The organism is Terriglobales bacterium, from assembly GCA_035651995.1.
Classification (GTDB): domain Bacteria; phylum Acidobacteriota; class Terriglobia; order Terriglobales; family Acidobacteriaceae; genus DASRER01.
In genome coordinates this window covers 370,159-390,230 of the sequence record DASRER010000002.1, presented here as the reverse complement: position 1 = coordinate 390,230, position 20,072 = coordinate 370,159, and the positions used below count along the sequence as shown (strand labels likewise).

Below are 20,072 nucleotides of genomic sequence, written 5' to 3'. Positions count from 1 at the left end.
GAGTGCTGACTGCTGACTGCTGAGTGCTGACTGCTGCTCTTATGGACATCGCGGACTGGCGGCGCAAAATCGACGAGATTGACCGCAAGCTGATTGCGCTGCTCAACGAGCGCGCGCATGCCGCCAAGGAAATCGGCAAGCTGAAGCGCCACACCGACATGCCGATTTACGAGCCCGAGCGCGAGCGCATCATCTACGAAAACGCGCAGCGCGAAAACAAAGGCCCGCTGCCCGACCTGGAGCTCAGGCACATTTACGAGCGAATCATCGACGTGATGCGCAAGCTGCAGAAGGAAGAGATCCATCCGGAGCAGGAAGGCGCCAGTCACGACACCGAATTCGACGCGGAAGTGAATGAATAGTTTTTCAGTTCTCCGTTTTCGGTCCCAGTCGCGAACATTGAGACGGACAAACCGAGAACTGAGAACCGAGAACTGATCCTGCAATGATTGTGGCAATGCAAGAGACGGCGTCCGACACGCAGATCCAGCGCGTGATCGAGCGGCTCACGCAGATGGGTTTCGACGTGCACCGCACCACCGGTGAGCGGCAGACGGTGCTCGCCGCTGTCGGCTCGCGCACAGATTTCGACGTCCGCGACGTCGAAGTCCTTCCCGGCGTCGAGCAGGTACACCGCATCAGCGCGCCCTACAAGCTGGCAGGGAAGGCGTTTCGCCCCGAAGGCACGGTGCTCAAACTTGCGCGCGGCGTGACCATCGGCGCCGACCAGGTCGTGGTCATGGCCGGTCCATGCTCGGTCGAGTCGCGCGAGCAACTGTTCCGCGTTGCCGAGCAAACGTCGAAGGCGGGCGCGCGCGTGCTGCGCGGCGGCGCCTTCAAGCCGCGCACGTCGCCGTATTCCTTCCAGGGACTCGGCGAAGAAGCACTCAAGCTGCTGCGCGAAGCCGGCGAGAAGTTCAACATGCTGGTGATCAGCGAGGTCATGGAGATTTCGCAGATCCAGCTCATGCTGCCCTACGTGGACATCCTGCAAGTGGGCGCGCGCAACATGCAGAACTTCAACCTGCTGCGCGAACTCGGCAAGGTGCGCAAGCCGGTGCTGCTCAAGCGGGGCATCGCCGCAACACTGGAAGAGCTGCTGCTCTCGGCCGAGTACATCATGGCCGGCGGCAATTACGACGTGGTGCTGTGCGAGCGCGGCATTCGCACGTTCGAGACCTACACCCGCAACACGCTCGACATTTCCGCCATTCCCATCATCAAGAAACTCTCGCACCTGCCCATGACCGCCGACCCGTCGCACGGCACCGGACGCCGCGACAAGGTTGCTCCCATGGCGCGCGCCGCCGTCGCCGCCGGCGCCGACGCGCTGCTCATCGAGGTGCACCCCGACCCCGACAAGGCGCTCTCCGACGGCGCGCAGTCGCTCTTTCCCGAACAGTTTTCGAAGCTCATGGACGAGCTGAGGATGATTGCGCCGGCGGTGGGACGGACCATCTGACGATCGGGGTCATCCATGTTGCGACAGATAACGATTCTCGGCACGGGCCTCATCGGCGGCTCACTGGCGCTCGCCGCCAAGCGCGAGGGAATTCGCGTCATCGGCTCCGACCGCCCGTCGATACTCGACGAAGCCAAGCGTCGCGGTGTGATCGACACCGCCGTCGCCGATCCCGTCGCGGCAAGCAAAGGCAGTGACGTGGTTGTGCTTGCCATGCCGGTGGGCGCAATTCTCGAGCTGATGGAAAAGCTAGCGCCGGCTCTGTCGCCCGGCACTTTGCTCACCGATGTCGGCAGTACTAAGTCGGCGATTGTCGCTCGCGCTTACGAACTCTTTGGTGACGCAGCGGCCTCACGCTTTCTGCCTGGCCACCCGATGGCCGGCAAGGAGCACTCAGGCGTGGAGAACGCCGATGCCGACCTGTTCCGCGATGCCGTCTGGCTGGTCACACCGCTGGAAGTGCAGACGCTCGATTTCGGCCGCGCCGGCGACTACACCGCCTTCCTCGCCAAGATCGGAGCGCGCGTGATCGCGATGGACGCCGAGCGCCACGACCGGGTGTGCGCCTGGGTGAGCCACCTGCCGCAAATGCTTTCCACCGCGCTCGCGGGAACTCTGCTCGACGAATTCACCGCGAGCGGTCCGGAGGGCGCCACGCTCGACGATGTCCACGCCGTGGGTGGGCGCGCGCTGCGCGAAATGACGCGCATCGCCTCCAGCCCGTACTCCATGTGGCGCGACATCGCGCTCACCAACTCCGAGAACATTGCCGACGCCCTGCTCGCCCTCGAACAGCGCCTCGCGCACCTGCGGGAGAACCTGCGCTCACCCGAGTTGCGCCGGGAGTTCGAGCAGGGCAACCGCTTCCACGACGAGAAGCCCCAGGCGCGGAATCAGAAGCAGAAGTGAGTCCCGGCGCCGAAGGCGGGAGCAGCAGCGTATCAAGTCCGGTGCTGCTCTACGACGGCGTGTGCGCGCTCTGCAATCGCACGGTTCGGTCCGTGCTCCGGCGCGACCGCCGCCGCATGTTTCGCTTCGCCGCGCTGCAGAGCGGATTTGCCGCGTCCGTTCTGAGCAGGCATCAACGCGATCCAAAAGAGTTGAGCACGGTCGTCGTCGTCCTGGACCCCGGCGCTGCCACGGAAGCGCTACTGACGCGCTCGGAGGCTGCGATTTACATCGGCCGGCAGCTGGGCGGATTCTGGAAGGCGCTCGCCTCACTCGCTGGCGCCGTGCCGCGCGCAATCCGCGATGCGCTCTACGACCTGGTCGCCCGCTGGCGCTACCGCGTCTTCGGAAGGTACGAAACGTGCCCCATCCCCTCTTCGGAAGAGCGCGCGCGTTTCATTGACATCTAACGGCGAGCGATTGGACCCTCCGCGTTCCGCGTCAATCCGCAGTAAGAATTGTTCGCCGGTATAAAATCACCTGTTCCACTCGGAGCAGACGCATGCACAAGGTTTTCCCCGGCGCCGACGAAGCCATCTTCGACGTAACCGACGGCGCCACCATCATGTTCGGCGGCTTCGGACTGTGCGGCAATCCCGAGAACCTCATTCGCGCCATCGTCAAGAAAGGCGTGAAGAACCTGACCACCATAAGCAACAACGCCGGCACTGACGACTTCGGCCTGGGCCTGCTGCTGCGCAGCAAGCAGATCCGCCGGCACATCGGCAGCTACGTGGGGGAGAACAAGCTGCTCGAGCAGATGGTGCTCTCCGGCGAACTCGAGCTGGAACTGAACCCGCAGGGCACGCTGGCCGAGCGCATTCGCGCCGGCGGCGCCGGGATCCGCGCTTTCTTCACGCCGACCGGCGTGGGCACCATGATCGCTGAGGGCAAGGAAGAGCGCAGTTTCGACGGGCAGCGCTGCATCCTCGAACGCGGCCTGGTCGCCGACTTCGCCTTCATCAAGGCCTGGAAGGGCGACAAGTGGGGGAACCTCGTTTATCGCAAGACGGCGCGCAACTTCAATCCGGTCATGGCCACCGCCGCGCGTGTCACGATTGCGGAAGTGGAAGAACTGGTCGAAGTCGGGCAGCTCGATCCCGACCACGTCCACACGCCGAGTGTGTACGTGAAGCGCATCTTCCAGGGCACGAATTACGAGAAGCGCATCGAAAAACACACCGTGCGCAAGGCGTAAGGCACGCCGCAGGAGACGCGGAGGACGCAGAGGGAAAACTTCTTCCGAGAACCGAGAATTGAGAACTCTTCATGACGACGATACCCGCCACGCCCGTTTCGAAACAGAAAGACGCCGAGAAAAGGGATAGGATCGTGCGCCGCATCGCGCGCGAGCTGCGCGACGGCTTCTACGTCAACCTCGGCATTGGCGTGCCGACGCTGGTGGCGAACTTCGTGCCCGCCGGCATCGATGTGGTGCTGCAAAGCGAAAACGGCATGCTCGGCGTCGGGCCGTATCCGCTCGAGGGCGCCGAAGATCCGGACCTGATCAACGCCGGCAAGGAAACGGTCACGGAAATTCCCGGCACCGCATATTTCTCCAGCGCCGATTCGTTCGCCATGATCCGCGGGCGCCACGTTGACCTGAGCGTGCTCGGCGCCATGGAAGTGGACGAAGAAGGGAACTTGGCCAACTGGATGATTCCCGGCAAAATGGTGAAGGGCATGGGCGGCGCCATGGACCTGGTGGCCGGCGCGCGGCGCGTGGTCATCGCCATGGAGCACACCACGCGCGAGGGCAAGCCGAAAATCCTGAAGAAATGCTCGCTGCCGCTCACCGGGGTCAAGGTTGTGGACACGATCGTCACCGAGATGGCCTATATCCGCGTCACGCCCGCCGGGCTCGTGCTGGAAGAAGTCGCGCCGGGCCTCACCGCCGACGATGTGCAGCGCGCCACCGAGCCCACGCTGATCCTCAGCCCCGCGCTGAAAGTGATGGAGAGCTGAGTCGAGCGATGCCCGCAACCGCGGCAAAGTCTGCACGCTCCAAACCGAAAGCGGCCGGCGCGCTCGCGAAGAGCGCGAAGCAGGTTGTCGCTGAACTGAAGCGCCTTGCCGACAAGAAAACCCTCACGGGCATGGCGCGCTACGGCCTGCCGTCAGACAAGGCGTTCGGCGTGCCGGTCAACAAGATCCAGGCGCTTGGCAAGCGTCTCGGGCGCAACCACCAACTCGCCGCTGATTTGTGGCAGACCGGCTGGCACGAAGCGCGCATGCTTGCCGCGTTCGTTGACGATCCCGCGCAAGTCACGCCCGCGCAGATGGACCGCTGGTGCCGCGACTTCGACAACTGGGGCATCTGCGACACCGTGTGCTTCCACCTGTTCGATTGCACGCCGCACGCGTTTGCCAGAGTTACGCAGTGGTCGAAGAAGAGCGGCGAGTTCCAGAAGCGCGCTGCGTTCGCGCTGCTGGCCTGCCTCGCGCTGCACGACAAGCAGGCGCCCGACGAACACTTCATCCGCGGCCTGGCCCTGATCGAAGGGGCCGCGACCGACGAGCGCAACTTCGTGAAGAAGGGCGTGAGCTGGGCGCTGCGGCTGATCGGCCGGCGCAATCGCGCTCTGAATTCAGCTGCCGTGAAGCTGGCGCAGCGACTCGCCGCCTCTCCCGGCGCCAGCGCACGTTGGATCGGCAAGGGCGCGGTGAAGGAACTCACCAGCCCGGCGGTTCTCCGCCGGTTGAAGCCGTGAGCTGATTTCTCTCTCGGCCGCGGAGCGCAGCCCGCGGCGGCGCCAGCCCGAGCCAGCCCCTCTCGACTGCTCTCACGCGATAGCAACAAAGTCCGCTGAAGCCGCATCCTTCACAAGAAAAGAAAGCGCAACCTCGAAGCTCCGCAGGGGAGAGTTCTATGAGATTCCGTGCACTTGCTGTCACCAGCCTCGTCGTCCTCGCGCTGCTGGCCGTTGCCGCGGCCGACGAGTTTCCCATGAAGGCCAGCGATGCAGTTCCCGCCGCAACCGGAAAAATCAAAGCGGACACCGATCGCAACGGGAACACCGCCCTGGAGCTCAAGTTCGAGCACCTGGCTCCGCCCGACCGGCTGAATCCGGCCAAGACCACTTATGTCGTCTGGGCCAAGCCAAGCGAAGATCGCCCGCCCGAGAAGCTGGGCGTCGTCCGGGTGAACCCCGAAGACATGGCCGCCACCGTCAAGGCAACTGTTCCGTATAAGAAGTTCGACGTGTTGGTGACCGCCGAGGACAACGCCAACGTGGACCATCCCTCGGGTACAGAGGTGCTGCGCGGGTTCGTGGACAAGAAGTGACGGCGGGGCCAAACCCGCGCCGCCACCGCTCCCGCGAGAGCTGCAGAGACGCAGCTTGCCAGGTCTCCCGCGTCAGACCGTCGCAGCGGTTGCTTCCGCCAGTTGCTTCAGCGACTCGCCGTACGGCGCGCGGGCGACGCCGCGCTCGGTCACGATTGCGGCCACGTAGCGCGCCGGCGTCACGTCGAACGCGGGGTTCTCCACGTGGACGCCATCAGGCGCAATCTGCTTGCCCGCCAGGTGCGTTACCTCGCGCGGCGAGCGCTGTTCGATGGGGATTTCGGCGCCGGTCGGCGTTTCCAGGTCAATCGTCGACCAGGGCGCGGCGACGTAAAAGGGAATGCCGTGTTCCCTGGCGAGCACGGCCACGCTGTAGGTGCCGATCTTGTTGGCCACATCGCCGTTCGCAGCGATGCGATCGGCGCCCACCACCACGGCGCCAATCTTCTGCTGGCGCATCATGGCGCCGGCCATGTTGTCGGAGATGACGGTGGCCGGGATGCCGTCTTTCATCAGCTCCCACGCTGTGAGGCGCGAGCCTTGCAGAAACGGACGCGTCTCGTCGGCGAAAACGTGGATCTTCTTGCCGGCTTCCACCGCCGCGCGGACCACGCCCAGCGCCGTGCCATAGCCGCAGGTGGCCAGCGCACCGGCGTTGCAGTGCGTAAGCACGCCGCCGGAGGCAGGCATCAGCGCCGCGCCATGCTTGCCGATGGCCACGCAGGCGGCCACGTCTTCGGCGTGCATGGTCTGCGCTTCGTGAATCAAGACCCGCTGGAGGTCTGTGAGCGACTGCGACTTCGCCGAGGCCTCCGCGAATACGCGGCGCATGCGCTCGATCGCCCAGAACAGATTCACCGCCGTCGGCCGCGTCGAGCGAAGCGTCTGGCAAATGCGATCGAACTCCGGACCGATTTCCAGCACGCTGCGCGCCTTCGAGTTCCGCACGCCGAGCGCGATGCCCATCGCCGCCGCCACGCCAATGGCGGGCGCGCCACGCACGATCATGGTGCGGATCGCATCCGCCACTTCCTCGTGCGTGCGGCAGGTGACGTACACCTCTTCGGTGGGCAGCCGGGTCTGGTCGATGAAGACCACGCCGGCGTCGGTCCATTGGAGAGTGTGGATCATAAAAAAGCGCTGCCAGCCACTGGCAGCTGGCCAAACATGACTTCGAATTCCGCAAAAAATCAGCTGGCAGCCAGTCGCCAGCAGCTAGCGGCGGTTCAGCGTGTCTGCCCCAGCTGAATGTGATAGCCGTCCGGGTCGGCGATGATGGCCAGCCAGCCGAAATCTTCTTTCTTCGGTTCCATCACAACGTGCACGCCCTTCTTCTTCAGGTCGGCGACGGTCTTCTGCACGTCGTCCACGTAGAAGCCGAACTGCACGGCGTTGGTCTTGTCGGAGTGCAGCTGCTGGCTCTGCCCGTGCAGACCGACGCCGATATTGCCGGCGTCGAGCTGCGTCCACTCAGGGCTCTCGAAGCGTACGCTGAGGCCGAGCACGTCGCGATAGAACGCGGTGCTGCGCTTCATGTCTTTTACCACCACCATGATGAGGCCGAGTTTGCCGATCATGTGACGACCTCCTTTGTGACGTTCCTTGCTCTTCGCGCTCAGCGGATGCCCGCCTGCTGCGACTCCAGCAGTACGCGACGATTGCGCACTTCCGCCGCGCGGAACAGGGCCAGAAACGGCGCCGGCGCGGCGGCCCGCTCCACCGCTTCGCGTCCGCCGGCTTCCTCACGCTCCACCAGGCACATGACGCCGGCGATCTGGAAGCCCGCCTCGCGCGCGGCCGCGATCGACTCCAGGATTGACGTGCCCGTGGTGCACACGTCGTCCACGATGACCACCCGCGCGCCACGCCGCCTGAATCCTTCGATGCGCTGCGCCGTCCCGTGTTTCTTCTCCGCCTTGCGCACGAGGAAAGCGTGAATCGGCGCGTTGCTTTCCGCCGCCAGCACCGCCACCGCCACCGCGATGGGATCGGCGCCCAGCGTCATCCCGCCGACCGCCTCCGGATGCCAGCCGCGCGCGCGTATTTCGTCCAGAAACGCCGCGCCCACCAGCTTCGCGCCTTCGGCATCGAGCGTCGTGGTGCGGCAGTCCACGTAGTAGTCGCTCTTTGCGCCCGACGAGAGCGTGAACTCGCCCAGGCGGAACGATTTCTCAGCGAGCAGACGCAGAAGCTGGTCACGCGGAGACATCGCTCTCAACGATACCAGAGCCGCGTGGATTTGGTGATTTGCTGAGTTGGTGATTGCGCAATCCGGCACTTAGCAATGAGCGCTTGGCATTTGGCCGTGAATGTCCGTGCTGTGCCGGCGAAATCCCGGCGCCGAGGGCCGACTGCGAAATCGCCAATCACGAACTCACCAAATCACCAAATCACCAAATCACCAAATCACGAAATGGCCTCATTGCGTCATCCGCTCCAGGTGTTGGAACCGGTCCGTCGCGAAGTAAACCAGGGTGAACAGCGTGGCGTTGTAGCCCATGTGTACCAACAGGCTGGTTGCCACCGATCCGGTACGCGCACGCACCAGGGTGAGCGCCACGCCGACCGCGAACAGCACCAGCAGCGGCGCCCACGCGTGCGCCAGTTGCGCCGAGTGGACCACGGCAAACAGCGCCGCCGTAATTGCCACGCCCGCGATCACGCCCAGGCCCCGCGCCAGCACTGGATACAGGAATCCGCGAAAGAACAGCTCCTCCACCAGGGGCGCGAGCAGCGTTCCGAAGGCGGCCATCGCCCACGCCGACGCCTGATCGTGAAAGTAGCTGTCGATGGGCAGTGACTTGGGAATCGGCAGCAGCGACGAAACGGTTTGCGTCACGATCGCCAGCAGCACGCCGAGCACGATCCAGGCTGCCCACCTGGTCTCCGGCCAGTTCCACTTCACCGCGACTGGGAACGGCGCATCATCGCGCCGCGCGATCAGCATGTGCATGAACAGCAGCAGCACCAGGTATGCAGCCGCCTGCGCTCCCAGGATCACGCGAACGTCCTTCACGATCTCGCTGACCGGCGTGCCGTGCTGGAACAGCTGTGCCAGCACGACTGCCACGGTGGAAAAGAACACGATCGCCAGCAGCGCAACCCCCGCCAATCCGAGAACGTCTCCCACGCCCCAGGCCGGCGATTCGCCGGTGAAAGCCGCTGAACGGTTTCGCTCGGGCAACAGCTTGCCCGGCGCGATCGGTGACGCCTCGCGCGCTTCGGCCAGAGACGTGTCATGCGGCGGATTGAGGTCGGGATCCACTGCTTTGAGCTTACACCGGTTGCCGAGTTCACCGCGGTGAAGGACGTCAAGGCGGCCGCGCAGAAAGCCGAGCGGACGGGCGCGCGCGTGCTCGTCCCCGCCACCGTCCTGCCCGAAGGCGACGCGATGGCCGTCCTGCTCGACCCGCAGGGAATGTCGTTTGCGGTGTGGCGAGCGGCGGGGAAGCAGTGAAGCAGGGAAGACCTACGCCGGCCCGGTTTTCTGACGCGGACGCGCTGCGCCGTTGCCGTCCGGCGCGAGCGCCGTCGCCAGAGCCTGGCCGGTGTACGACTTCTTCGTGCGCGCCACCTGCTCGGGCGTTCCCTGGGCGACGATGCGGCCGCCATCGTCGCCGCCCTCCGGCCCAAGGTCCACGATCCAGTCGGCATTGCGGATCACGTCGAGGTTGTGCTCGATGATGATGATGCTGTTGCCCAGGTCGGTCAGCCGGTGCAGCACGTCGAGCAGCTTGTTGACGTCGTCGAAGTGCAGGCCCGTAGTGGGCTCGTCGAGCAGGTAGAGTGTTTTGCCGGTCTGGCGCTTGCTCAGTTCGCGCGCCAGCTTGATGCGCTGCGCTTCGCCGCCCGAGAGCGTGACTGCCGACTGTCCCAGGTGGATGTATCCGAGCCCCACGTCGACGACGGTTTGCAGCTTCTGCCTGATCTGCGGAATGTTTTCCAGGATGGCCAGCGCGTCGGACGCGGGCATCTCCAGCAGGTCGGCGATCGAGTGGCCCTTGTAGCGCACCGCCAGCGTCTCGTGGTTGTAGCGATGCCCGCCGCACACTTCGCACTGCACGTACACGTCGGGCAGGAAGTTCATTTCGATGCGCCGCTGGCCCTCGCCCTGGCACGCCTCGCAGCGTCCGCCGGCCACGTTGAATGAGAAGCGTCCCGCCTTGTAGCCGCGCTCGCGCGACTCGGGCAGCATCGCGAACAGGTCGCGGATGTGCGTGAACACGCCGGTGTACGTGGCCGGATTCGAACGCGGCGTGCGCCCAATCGGCGACTGGTCAATGCGGATGACCTTGTCCACCGCTTCCACGCCGCTGATCGACTTGTGCCCGCCCGGTTCCTCGCGCGAGCGGTAGAGCTTCTTCGCCAGGGCGCGATAAAGAATGTCGTTGACCAGGGTTGATTTTCCCGAGCCGGAGACGCCGGTCACGACCGTCATCACCCCGAGCGGAAACGCCACGTCGAGGTGTTTCAGGTTGTTTTCGTGCGCGCCGAGCACGGTGAGCCACGCCTGCGGCTCGCGCCGCGCGTGCCGCAGCCCGATGCGCGCTTTGCCGGAGATATACGCGCCGGTCAGCGATTTGTCGCTTTCGGTTATCTGCGTCGGCGTGCCTTGGGCAACCAGGTGGCCGCCGTGGCGGCCGGCGCCGGGGCCGAGATCGATCACGTAGTCGGCGCGGCGGATGGTTTCTTCATCGTGCTCGACTACGAGCACCGTGTTTCCCAGGTCGCGCAGCGATTCCAGCGCGGCAAGCAGGCGTCCGTTGTCGCGGTGATGCAGCCCGATGGAAGGCTCGTCGAGCACGTACAGGACGCCGCGCAGCCGTGAGCCGATCTGCGTGGCCAGCCGGATGCGCTGGCCTTCGCCGCCGCTCAGCGTCGCCGCCGAGCGGTCGAGCGAGATATAGTTCAATCCAACGGCATTCAGGAACTGCAGCCGCTCGGCGATCTCGCGCACCACGCGCCCGGCGATTTTCTCCTCGCGCTCGCTGAGCTTGATTGCCTTCACGGCTTCCACCGCGCGCGAGACCGGCAGCGCAGTGAACTCGGCGATGCTGCGTCCGTTCACCTTCACCGCCAGGCTTTCCGGCCGCAGCCGCTGCCCGTGGCACACCGGGCACTTGGTGGCCGACATATAGCCCAGCAGCCACTCGCGGTAACCTTCCGAGGTCGCGTCCTCCAGATTGTTCTTCAGGTACGCGAGCACGCCGCGGAATCCGAGTTTGCTTTTCTCTTTTCCGTCGGGTCCGTACAACACCAGGTTTTGAATTTTCCCGGGAAGCTGCTCGAACGGTGTCGCCAGGTCGAAGCCGTAGGCTTCAGCCGCGATCTGCAGGCTGTTAATCAGGTTTCCTGACGCCGACCCGGGCCCCAGCCCGCCTTCCAGCAGCGGCTTCGACCAGTCCACGATCACCTTCGCCGGATCGAAGTCATAGCGGCTGCCCAGCCCCTGGCACTCGGGACACGCGCCGTAAGCGCTGTTGAACGAGAACGAGCGCGGCTCCAGTTGCGGCACGTTGATGCCGCACACCGGGCACGCGAGCCGCGCCGAGAACACGCGCTCCTGGCTCGCCTTTCCGCCGACGTACGAGATCGTCACCAGCCCGCCGGCCAGCTTCATCGCGATGGCGACCGAGTTCTCCAGCCGCTTCTCGATGCCGGACTTCAGCAGCAGCCGGTCCACCACGACTTCGATGGTGTGGTTCTTGCGCTTGTTGAGGTTGATCTCGTCGTCCACCAGGTTGCGCAGCTCGCCGTCAATGCGCGCGCGCGTGAAGCCATGCTGCGCCAGCTTCTCCAGCTCTTTTTTGAACTCGCCCTTGCGCCCGCGAATGATGGGCGCCAGTACCATGACGCGCTCTTCTTCTTTTGTGGCTTCGCCGCGCACGTGCTCCATCACCTGCGCCACGATCTGGTCGGCCGATTGCCGCGAGATCTCGCGCCCGCACTTGGGGCAGTGCGGCACGCCCACGTTGGCATACAGCAGCCGCAGATAATCGTAGATTTCGGTGATGGTGCCCACCGTGGAGCGCGGGGAGCGGCTGGTGGTCTTCTGCTCGATGGCGATCGAGGGGCTCAGCCCGTCGATGGCGTCCACATCGGGGCGCTCCATCTGGTCGAGGAACTGGCGCGCGTAGGCCGAAAGGGTCTCCACGTAGCGGCGCTGTCCCTCGGCGTAGATCGTGTCGAAAGCCAGCGACGATTTGCCCGATCCGCTCAGCCCGGTAATGACGGTCAGCGTGTTGCGGGGGATTTCAACGTCAATGTTCTTCAGGTTGTGCTGGCGCGCGCCGCGGACCGAAATCTTGGAAATCGCCATGGGAACAGTTCTGCTGGCCGCCCCTAAGTGCCTGCCGGACAGCAGTTTCCGGCCAGCCTCACGCGCCCGAATCCAGCGTTGCCGCTGCCCTCGCCGAAGGACGTGGCCTTGGGTGACGTGGACAGGGCCACGGAAAAGTCCGAGAGTGAGGGAACGCAACTCTACTCACGTATCTTAGTTGGCAATTGCGCCACGCGTCAACGCGAGTAAATTCAGGGGTTGCGGCCGAAGATGAATTTGGTCGGCCGGGACTTGGGCCACGTCGCTGTTGGGCCAGAACTTGCGGCAGCCAGCATCCCCGAGGCCGGACCCGCATCAAACCAGGTGATTCGCATGTGGACGCTGCTGGCGTCAGCCGTACTGCTTCTCACAATCCTGCTCGCCGTGGCCTTCGGCATCGCCGTCGGCTACGGCGCCATCGTCGGCATCCTCAAGCTCTTCGGCCAGCGTCCTCGCCGCCTGCGCAGCGCCAGCGCCACGCAGGTCCTCGCGCCGCTCGCTGCCAGCGTGGACTAAGAGCAGGATTCAAAGGTGCCTTACTGTGGCGGCTTCTGCTGATTCTGCTGCTGCTGCTGCTGCTGCTGCATCTTCTTCAGCTCTTCCAGCAACTGTTCCGGCGTCTTTGGCTGCTGTGGTGTGTTGGTGGGCGTCTGGGCGCCGGGTTGCTGCGCGTTGGGCTGCTGACCGCCCTGCGACTGGCCCAACGGCATAGGCGGAAACTGCGGACGATCGGCGTTCGCTCCGGCCGGCGCCGCCGGCTGCGGTTGGGGCGCATTGTCCTCGATTTCGCGGTCCGGAATTTCCGCGTCCTGGTTGTCGCCCTGCGCGCTGCCGTCGCCGAAGGCAGGCAGCGGCTGCTGCGCGCCGCCTTCCGGAGCGCGCTGGGTCACGATCACGCGCTGCACCGCGTCGGCCGAGCGCTCCGATCCCAGGATCACGAAGTTGAACCGCGATCCGGTCAGCAGGGACGCAAGAACGTCGCGCACGCTGCCGGGAGCGGCGTGGAAGAACACGCGCTCGCCGGCCGCCACCGGAGGCACGTCAATCGCTACGCCCGTGCGGTTGCGGACCGCGGAAAGTACGTCCGCCATCGTGGAATTCTGCGCGTCGATGAAGAGCAGGCCATCGCGGTAGCTCACCTGCGGCCGCGTGGGCGGCATCTGCGCCGGTGTCGGCGGAGGCGGTGGCGGGACGTCGAGGGCCGCGGTGGAGGCTGCTCCCGACTGCGTTTTCGCTTTGCCCTTCCGCGTGGTGGCGTGCGCGGTTGCGCGCGGCAGAGCATTCGGCTTCGGGTTTGCACGCTCGCCCGCTGCCGCCGCCGGCGCAGTGTGCGAGGGCTCAGCCGCGGGCGTGTTCGCGGCCGGTGGCGCGGCTTGCGGCGGAGCCTGCTGCGTTGCCGGAGCGTTCGCACTGGCCGGCGCCTGGATGTCAGGAGGAAACTCGGGGGTCTGCGCCTGCAGCGTGAGCGTGCCAGGCATGCCCGCAAAAACAACGTAGACCAGAAACCTGAAGAAATACCGCGTCATACCGACACAACGTCTGATGCAAAAATTCTAGCATTGAAAGCCCGGCTGCCGCGTCCAGTTACGTGCTGCTGGCCGACGCCCCTAAGCCCTTCAAGGCACCGCCGCTTTTCGCGTTAGGAGGAAGGTTGTCGGGCCAGCAGCCGGCAGCCAGCCGCGCCTTGGCGGCACTTGCATCTGAGCACCGGGTTAGGAGCATCCTATAAAGGCGCGACCCCGACTCCAATCGTCCTGGGACCTTTGATCGCAGTCTGGAGAAAGAACTGTCATGCAACGGAGTTCTAGACTTTGGATCCCCCTGGCGCTGGCGGTGGCGCTGGCTTGCTCAGGCGCAGCCGCGGCGCAAACCTGCTCCACCGCCGCCGACCTGGATCCGGCCGCGCGGCAGTCGGTCGAAGCCGCCGTACAGCAGTTCTTTCGCATGACCTCGGCCGCCGATTACGCGAGCCTGCGGGCCAGCGCGATTCCGTCGCTGGCGTCGAGCTTCGGATCGGTCGAAGGCGCCATCGCGGAAAATCGCGAGGGCCTGCAGGGCGCGCAGTCCGCCACCAGGTCGCTCTACGTGCTTTCGGCTGAAGGCAACGCACCCATTGCGCGGGCCGAGTTTTTCTGCGGCGTCTTCGGGGCCAACGGCCACACGGCTAACAGCGCCGGCTTCCTCATTCCCAATCTCTCGCCGGGCAACTACGCCATTGCCATCCTCGACGCCCGCGGCGGCAAGATGCCCCTCACCGTAACCGAAGTTTTGCAGCAGCAGGGCGCGAGCTGGAAGCTGGGCGGGCTCTACATCCGTCCGCAGCAGATTGGCGGACACGACGGCATTTGGTATTTCCGCCAGGCGCGCAACTACAAGCAGCAGGGCCAGGCGCATAACGCCTGGCTGTATTACCTGACAGCCTGGACGCTGCTCGCGCCCGTGGATTTCATGAGCACGGCGCAGCTCGACCAGCTCAGCGGCGAGTTGCAGCAGGCGCGTCCGGCTGACCTGCCCACGCGCGCCGCGCCCATGGACCTGCTCGCGGCCGGCAAAACCTATCGCGTGACCGACATCTCCGCCGCGCCCGTCGGCGACGGGCTCGACGTGGTGGCGCGCTTTCAGGTGCCCAGCGTCGCCGATCGCGGCCAGGCCTTTGCCGACACCATGGCGGTGATCAAGGCGATCGTCGCGAAGTACCCCGAGTTCCGTGCGGCGTTCAGTGGCGTCGTGGCGCGCGCGGTTCCGCCGGCGGGTGAAGACTACGGCTCGATGCTGGCGATGAAGGACGTGAAGTAGGCGCACACGAGGAACAGAGTCCTGCGTGACGCTGAGATCCTGTTCTCAACGGGCGAGAGCACGACAGGCGGTTTTGCGATTCGGTGTTCTGACGCATGTTGGCAGGTCAAGTGACAAAAACACGCCATGTCACGCCGGATCTGATCGGCGGAAATCGTAATCTGGTTTAAAGTTAGCCGACTGAAAGTCCAAAGGAGGCGAACAATGATAGCAGGACAACCTATGTAGGTAACGGAAGCTGCCTCAGCGGCATGTTACGCAATGAGAAGACGAGGAAGAGATTCGCACGGCTAGCGGAGCATGAAGAGCTGGTGATTCCAACTTGCTCCGGCGTATATCTTCCGGCTGGCTATCTCTTGAATATGCCAAGCAGCAGAAACATACGAAAGCGGGGTTGAGATATGCAGCGGCTCGTAGGCGTGGCGGTCGCACTCTCTCTGGTGCTGACGAACTTGTCGGCGCAGCAAGAGTTGGCAGACCCCAATTCCGATCTGAGGTCGGCCGCGTCGGAGGAGCTGCCTACGATTCCGATCACGATTACTTCTAGTCTAAGTGTAGTGGGCGCGCTTGGGCCGGCCTTTGCTTTACCTCTGAAGTGCTCACCGAACGGAACCATTGTGCTGCGATTCGCGACAGCGATGTCTGTAATGGATGTCGCTGCGGTTAAAGTCGACGGAAGTGTCACAAGATTTGGCATGGACCGGATTAGCGATTTGCATATGCCGAGGGCCGGCTCATTCTTTCCGACGGACAAGGCCGTCTTGATTTTAGCTCGCACGACTGTCAATGTTCGTTCGCAGAGATTGAAGATACACAAACAGAACGGTGAGGAGCAGGAGGTGCTTCAGGAAGTAGGTGATGAAAGACAGTACATCACCCGCTTCGACTGGAATGGGCAGTTTGTGGGCATGGTTAGATTAGATGTACCCTTTCATATATTTCAATTCGGGGAGTTCGCCGACGGCTATTTCCTTGTTAGCGGAATAGATCGAGACAAGAACGAGCCGGTAATCGCGCTGCTCCGACCGAATGGGCAACTGGAAAGATACGTCACTGTTACGAATGACATCACGGCTAGCTCCATACGTTCTGGCAATCCGATTCAGATTTCAAGAATGACGGCCAGCCCTTCTCTCGAGTCAGCATTAGCAACCAGTGAGATCGTAGCCGATGGACCTGACCTGTTGCTGGTGCGAAGGCAGCAAGATGCACCAATCTTCGAGGTTGACCCATCTGGTGACGTCCGCCAAATTGCGGTCAAGCCACTCGTGAAAGGGGCGTATATCAACTCCGTCCGTTCGACACCGGCCGGATGGCTAGTCCAGTTTACAAAGCAAGGTCGCAGCCCGGAGCAGGGTTTCCAGATATACAACGCCCTCGTTGATCGCAGCAGTGGCAAATCGGTCAGCCGATATAGCGTTTCAGCCCCAATCGGGCTGGGATGGGGCTGCCCAGCTGACGACCGTTTCATTTTCTTGAAGGCAACTGACAACGGAATCCAATTGCTTGTCGGCGAAGTGAACCGGAGCGCCGCCGCTGCTCCGAAATAGGCCCAACCGCTTAGGTTTAAGACCTCGGTCTTAAACTCCGGGCGCTCGATACTTTGCCGAAATAGCGCCCGCTAGTGCTTGAAACGAATAATAGGCGCCCGGGGTGGGGGTGTGGTCTACTCACTTACCCGATTCCTCAATTGGCCGATTTCTTCAAAAGCCCCTGCGCGTCAAGCCAATCCTTCAGCCGATCCGTCCATGAGTCCACGGGGAGGCCGCGCTTGCGCATGCCGAAGCCGTGTCCGCCCTGCGAGTAGATGTGGTACTCGGCGGGGATTCCCGCCTTCTTCCACGCCAGGTACAGCGGGATGCTGTTGTCGGCGGTGGAGACGCCCTTGTCATCGTCGGCGTGCACCATGAACAGCGGCGGCGCGTCGGCGGGGACGACCGGCTCGATGGGCGGACCGGGATAAATCGGCGCGACGAATGCCGGGCGGCTTTGCGCGTCGTGCTTCAGCGCGACCTGGGCGGCCACGTGTCCGCCGGCGGAGAATCCCATGATGCCGATGCGATCGGGAGCAATGCCGTAGTCGGCCGCGTGGGCGCGGACGAGCTTCATCGCCTGCTGGCCGTCGGCGACTGCCAGGGGAATGACGGTCTTGCGCTGCTCCAGGATCCAGGCCTGGTCGTCTTCTCCGGGCCCCCCCTGGTGCATCAGCCTGTACTTGAGGACGAACGCGGTAACGCCGATCGAGTTCAGCCACTGCGCGACAGCCGCGCCTTCGTGGTCCACCGACAGCCAGCGGAATCCGCCGCCGGGGCAGACGATCACCGCCGTGCCGTTGGCAAGCGTCTTGTCGGGCAGAAACACCGTCAGCGTCGGACGCGTAACGTTGCCCACCCGCCGCAGGCCATCGCTGGGCCCGACGCTGGTCGTCTCGTCGTATTTCCAGCTCTCCGAACCCGGCGCCGCGCCGGGCCATACGGGAATGACGTTGGGACCGGCGGCAAACGCGTTCGCAGCGAACAAAAAGCCAACCACAAAAGACACGGAGGCCGCACGAAGGACATGAAGGAGTGCGCGCATGGCGGGGGAGTGTAGCAAAAGGCAGGTTTCATGTTTCAAGTTTTGCGTGTGATCAAACCCAGGTCCCTCGTCGCGCTGAAGCGCGCTCCCGGGATGACAATTTGCGCGGCGTGGACGGCGGTTGATGGAAGAAAAAGTAGTGGGGGCGAGCTAAGAGTCGCCGCGCTCGGCCTTGCGTTTTTCTTCTGTCGCCGGCTTCTCCAGCTCGAAGACGCAGTCTTCCGGCCGCTTGTCAGCGCGCAGGCCGAGGAAAACGGGAGCGCGCATCTTCGGGCCGCCGCCGAGGGGGCCGAGTTCGAGCGTGTGTGTCCACTCGGTGAACCTCACCTGCGCGACGAGCTTGGGCCTCAACCAGTGGACGCCCTTCACGCTGTCGCGCGCGCCATAGAACGGCGAATGTGCTGTTTTGAGTTTCTGAAGTTTTTCCCAGACGTCTTGCTGGGTGCGCTGGTCGAACCCGCTGCCCACCTGCCCAACGTGCAGCAGGTGTTTCTTGTCGCCGTAGAGGCCAAGGACGAGCGAACCGAAGTACGGGCGCGAGCCCTGCGGATCGGTGTATCCGCCGACCACGCACTCCTGCTCGCGCGTGATCTTCATCTTCAGCCAGTCGCGCGAGCGCTTCTGCTCGTAGCAGCTCCGCCGCCGCTTGGCGACGATGCCCTCGAGCCCCTGCTGCCCCGCGGCGTTGTACAGGTCGCGCCCGCGCCCGACGAAGTGCTCCGAGTAGCGCACGCGGTCGGTGGTCTTCAGGACCTGGCGCAGCAGGTCTTTGCGCTTTTCGCAGTCCACCTTCATCAGGTTGTAGCCATCGAGGTAGATGAGGTCGAAGGCGTAGAACACGATGGGCACGCCGGAATCGCCGCGCCCGATGCGCCGTCCCTCGTGGCCGAGGCCGGTGCGCTGCTGCATCAGGCTGAACGACGGACGCCCGTTCTCGTCGAGCGCGGCGACTTCGCCGTCGAGCACGGCTTCCCTGGCGCGAACGCAGGCGGCGATCTCGGCCAGTTCCGGATACTGCGCCGTCATGTCGTTCTGGTTGCGCGAGAACAGGCGAACCCTGCCGTCTTCGAGGTACGTGACGGCGCGATAGCCGTCGAACTTGATCTCGAAGAGCCAGTCGTCATCGTCGAAGGGCTCGTCAACCAGAGTCGCCAGCATGGGATGGATGTTGCGCGGCATGGCCGACCGCGCCGCCCCGGGCAGGGGGCCCAAGGCCCTTAACGCAGAGGACGCGGGGGACGCCAGGAGCGCGGAGGAATCAGTTCTTTCTTTTTTTTTAGCGCGCGCGGATTTCGGTGCGGCAGCAATGTCGCGCGCAGCAGGTTTCTTTGAGCGGCTGGCGCCGTCTTTCTTTTCCGCGCCCCCTGCGTCCTCTGCGACCGCCGCGTCGGATGCCCTTCGGCGGGCAAGCTTGGCCAGCGTCGGCGCTAGCCATGCCTGTTTGCCGCCCTTGGCCGCCGCGGCCGCCGGGCGACTGCTCTGCCACGTCTTCGAGCCGGCATCGGCGGCGATCTCGTCCATGGTGCGCCTGGTCAGGACGGAGCGGTCTTGCTTCTCGATGTCGTAGCCGGGAACGACGTACTCGTCCTTCTTCTTGATGAGCAGCCACTCGGTGCCCTTGCTGCCCGGACGCCGCGAGCGCATGCGCACCAGCGCGAATTCGCCCTTGAGGCGTTTGCCGTGCAGGCGGAACTTCAGGTCGCCCGCCTCAAGCATGGAGCGCGCGTCACCAGGCTTGCCCGTGGGACGCTTGGCCTTGTGGTCCCAGCCGATGGGCTCCCATGTGCCCACTTCCCACACCATCACGGTGCCCGCGCCATAGTTGCCCGGCGGAATCACGCCTTCGAAGTCGAAGTACGAAACCGGATGATCTTCCACCTGCATCGCCAGGCGCTTGTCGGCGGGATCGAGCGAAGGGCCCCTGGGCACCGCCCACGACTTGAGCACGCCATCCATCTCCAGGCGGAAGTCGTAGTGCAAACGCGTGGCGTGATGGCGCTGCACGACGAAGCGGCTCTGGCCGCTCTTTTCGACCCTGGGGGGCGGCTCGGGCGTTGCTTCGAAGCGCCGCTTGCGCCTGTATTCTTCCAGGGCCATGGCAGGTTAGATGAGTGTACGACAGGGAGGGCAGTTGCCGGTTGCCGGCTGCCAGATCACTACCGGCCGGTTTTTCTGGCCAACGGCAACTGACAACTGAAAAGGGCAACTGGCAACCGTCAACTGAAAAGGCGGGCCGCAGCCCGCCTTCTGCGCTTGCGCGCTGAGTGAATCGCCTATGCCGCGGCCGCGATCTTGCTGCCGGTGGTCACGTCCACGTTGAAGTGCTCGATGGTAGGTGTTGTCTTCAGGAACGGCTTGATGGACTCGTGCACGCGCGGCGCCACGTTGCGGCTGTAGTTCTCGGCGTCGGCCGGCGTACGCCAGAAGGTGATGACCGCCACGCGGCCGGGATTTGATTCCGAGGTCATGCTGATCAGCTCCAGCAGGCCTGCCTGCTTCCTGATCGTGGTATCCACTTCCTGACGAACGCGGTTGGTGTACTCCTGCAGCTTGTCGGTCTTGACATCCGCTTGGAAGAGGCGAGCAAACATGGGGAGACTCTCCTTTCGCATGGCGCGAGTTTGGATTGTTTTAGTTTGCCTTGCTCGAAAAACGAACGCCTCGCCGCCCGGCAGGGGCCTGCC

Annotated in this window: 21 protein-coding genes; 12 read left to right on the top strand and 9 right to left on the bottom strand. The window is 64.2% G+C overall.

The window, feature by feature from the left end; genetic code table 11:
* Positions 1 to 41: 41 nt before the first annotated feature.
* From VFA60_01920 to VFA60_01885, 8 genes are all read left to right on the top strand, one after another.
* Positions 42 to 362, top strand: a complete 321-nt coding sequence (locus VFA60_01920; GenBank protein HZQ90531.1) for a chorismate mutase — start codon at positions 42 to 44, stop codon at positions 360 to 362.
* An 83-nt stretch (positions 363 to 445) separates the two neighbouring features.
* Positions 446 to 1,462 (top strand): 3-deoxy-7-phosphoheptulonate synthase, encoded by a 1,017-nt coding sequence (gene aroF / locus VFA60_01915; protein HZQ90530.1) that lies wholly within the window; start codon positions 446 to 448, stop codon positions 1,460 to 1,462.
* 15 nt (positions 1,463 to 1,477) lie between these two features.
* A complete protein-coding gene (locus tag VFA60_01910) occupies positions 1,478 to 2,371 on the top strand; it encodes a prephenate dehydrogenase/arogenate dehydrogenase family protein (GenBank protein HZQ90529.1) in 894 nt (297 codons plus the stop codon).
* Positions 2,368 to 2,820 (top strand): DCC1-like thiol-disulfide oxidoreductase family protein, encoded by a 453-nt coding sequence (locus VFA60_01905; protein ID HZQ90528.1) that lies wholly within the window; start codon positions 2,368 to 2,370, stop codon positions 2,818 to 2,820. The genes VFA60_01910 and VFA60_01905 overlap by 4 nt, the downstream gene beginning before the upstream one ends.
* A 92-nt stretch (positions 2,821 to 2,912) precedes the next feature.
* Complete coding sequence (locus VFA60_01900; GenBank protein HZQ90527.1) at positions 2,913 to 3,608, top strand: CoA transferase subunit A; 696 nt, start codon at positions 2,913 to 2,915, stop codon at positions 3,606 to 3,608.
* 71 nt (positions 3,609 to 3,679) lie between these two features.
* The gene (locus VFA60_01895) at positions 3,680 to 4,375 is read left to right on the top strand and encodes a CoA transferase subunit B (GenBank protein HZQ90526.1); all 696 of its coding nucleotides are present in this window, start codon (positions 3,680 to 3,682) and stop codon (positions 4,373 to 4,375) included.
* 8 nt (positions 4,376 to 4,383) lie between these two features.
* Positions 4,384 to 5,121 (top strand): DNA alkylation repair protein, encoded by a 738-nt coding sequence (locus tag VFA60_01890; GenBank protein HZQ90525.1) that lies wholly within the window; start codon positions 4,384 to 4,386, stop codon positions 5,119 to 5,121.
* A 158-nt stretch (positions 5,122 to 5,279) separates the two neighbouring features.
* Positions 5,280 to 5,696: a hypothetical protein gene (locus VFA60_01885; protein HZQ90524.1), complete on the top strand. Its 417-nt coding sequence runs from the start codon at positions 5,280 to 5,282 to the stop codon at positions 5,694 to 5,696.
* Positions 5,697 to 5,768: 72 nt separating this feature from the next.
* Here the strand turns inward: VFA60_01885 and mtnA are convergent, their stop codons facing one another.
* The 4 genes from mtnA to VFA60_01865 form a co-directional block, all read right to left on the bottom strand.
* The gene (gene mtnA / locus VFA60_01880) at positions 5,769 to 6,827 is read right to left on the bottom strand and encodes an S-methyl-5-thioribose-1-phosphate isomerase (protein HZQ90523.1); all 1,059 of its coding nucleotides are present in this window, start codon (positions 6,825 to 6,827) and stop codon (positions 5,769 to 5,771) included.
* A gap of 95 nt (positions 6,828 to 6,922) precedes the next feature.
* Positions 6,923 to 7,273: a VOC family protein gene (locus tag VFA60_01875; GenBank protein ID HZQ90522.1), complete on the bottom strand. Its 351-nt coding sequence runs from the start codon at positions 7,271 to 7,273 to the stop codon at positions 6,923 to 6,925.
* A 38-nt stretch (positions 7,274 to 7,311) separates the two neighbouring features.
* Positions 7,312 to 7,905, bottom strand: a complete 594-nt coding sequence (gene pyrE / locus VFA60_01870; protein ID HZQ90521.1) for an orotate phosphoribosyltransferase — start codon at positions 7,903 to 7,905, stop codon at positions 7,312 to 7,314.
* Between the two features lie 210 nt (positions 7,906 to 8,115).
* Positions 8,116 to 8,961, bottom strand: coding sequence for a CPBP family glutamic-type intramembrane protease (locus VFA60_01865; protein ID HZQ90520.1), 846 nt, complete (start codon positions 8,959 to 8,961; stop codon positions 8,116 to 8,118).
* Between VFA60_01865 and VFA60_01860 the strand changes: the two genes are divergently transcribed.
* On the top strand, positions 8,935 to 9,153 hold the full coding sequence (locus VFA60_01860) for a hypothetical protein (protein HZQ90519.1): 219 nt from the start codon (positions 8,935 to 8,937) through the stop codon (positions 9,151 to 9,153). The genes VFA60_01865 and VFA60_01860 overlap by 27 nt on opposite strands.
* Before the next feature lie 12 nt (positions 9,154 to 9,165).
* On the opposite strand, the gene uvrA is transcribed toward VFA60_01860, so the two are convergent.
* Positions 9,166 to 12,015: an excinuclease ABC subunit UvrA gene (gene uvrA, locus VFA60_01855; protein HZQ90518.1), complete on the bottom strand. Its 2,850-nt coding sequence runs from the start codon at positions 12,013 to 12,015 to the stop codon at positions 9,166 to 9,168.
* A gap of 324 nt (positions 12,016 to 12,339) precedes the next feature.
* Here uvrA and VFA60_01850 point away from each other — a divergent pair, with 324 nt between their 5' ends.
* Complete coding sequence (locus VFA60_01850) at positions 12,340 to 12,531, top strand: hypothetical protein (GenBank protein ID HZQ90517.1); 192 nt, start codon at positions 12,340 to 12,342, stop codon at positions 12,529 to 12,531.
* A 20-nt stretch (positions 12,532 to 12,551) separates the two neighbouring features.
* Here VFA60_01850 and VFA60_01845 read toward each other — a convergent pair whose 3' ends face one another.
* Entirely contained in the window at positions 12,552 to 13,541 is a 990-nt protein-coding gene (locus VFA60_01845; protein ID HZQ90516.1) for a hypothetical protein, read from the bottom strand.
* 265 nt (positions 13,542 to 13,806) lie between these two features.
* Between VFA60_01845 and VFA60_01840 the strand changes: the two genes are divergently transcribed.
* Together VFA60_01840 and VFA60_01835 are read left to right on the top strand one after the other, a co-directional pair.
* On the top strand, positions 13,807 to 14,811 hold the full coding sequence (locus tag VFA60_01840) for a hypothetical protein (GenBank protein ID HZQ90515.1): 1,005 nt from the start codon (positions 13,807 to 13,809) through the stop codon (positions 14,809 to 14,811).
* A gap of 401 nt (positions 14,812 to 15,212) precedes the next feature.
* Positions 15,213 to 16,361 (top strand): hypothetical protein, encoded by a 1,149-nt coding sequence (locus tag VFA60_01835; protein ID HZQ90514.1) that lies wholly within the window; start codon positions 15,213 to 15,215, stop codon positions 16,359 to 16,361.
* 136 nt (positions 16,362 to 16,497) lie between these two features.
* Here the strand turns inward: VFA60_01835 and VFA60_01830 are convergent, their stop codons facing one another.
* The 3 genes from VFA60_01830 to VFA60_01820 form a co-directional block, all read right to left on the bottom strand.
* Complete coding sequence (locus tag VFA60_01830) at positions 16,498 to 17,331, bottom strand: alpha/beta hydrolase (GenBank protein HZQ90513.1); 834 nt, start codon at positions 17,329 to 17,331, stop codon at positions 16,498 to 16,500.
* A 207-nt stretch (positions 17,332 to 17,538) separates the two neighbouring features.
* Positions 17,539 to 19,485, bottom strand: a complete 1,947-nt coding sequence (gene ligD, locus VFA60_01825) for a non-homologous end-joining DNA ligase (protein ID HZQ90512.1) — start codon at positions 19,483 to 19,485, stop codon at positions 17,539 to 17,541.
* Positions 19,486 to 19,661: 176 nt separating this feature from the next.
* Positions 19,662 to 19,979 carry an antibiotic biosynthesis monooxygenase gene (locus tag VFA60_01820; protein ID HZQ90511.1) on the bottom strand — a complete coding sequence of 106 codons (318 nt, stop codon included), beginning with the start codon at positions 19,977 to 19,979 and terminating at the stop codon, positions 19,662 to 19,664.
* Positions 19,980 to 20,072: the final 93 nt, after the last annotated feature.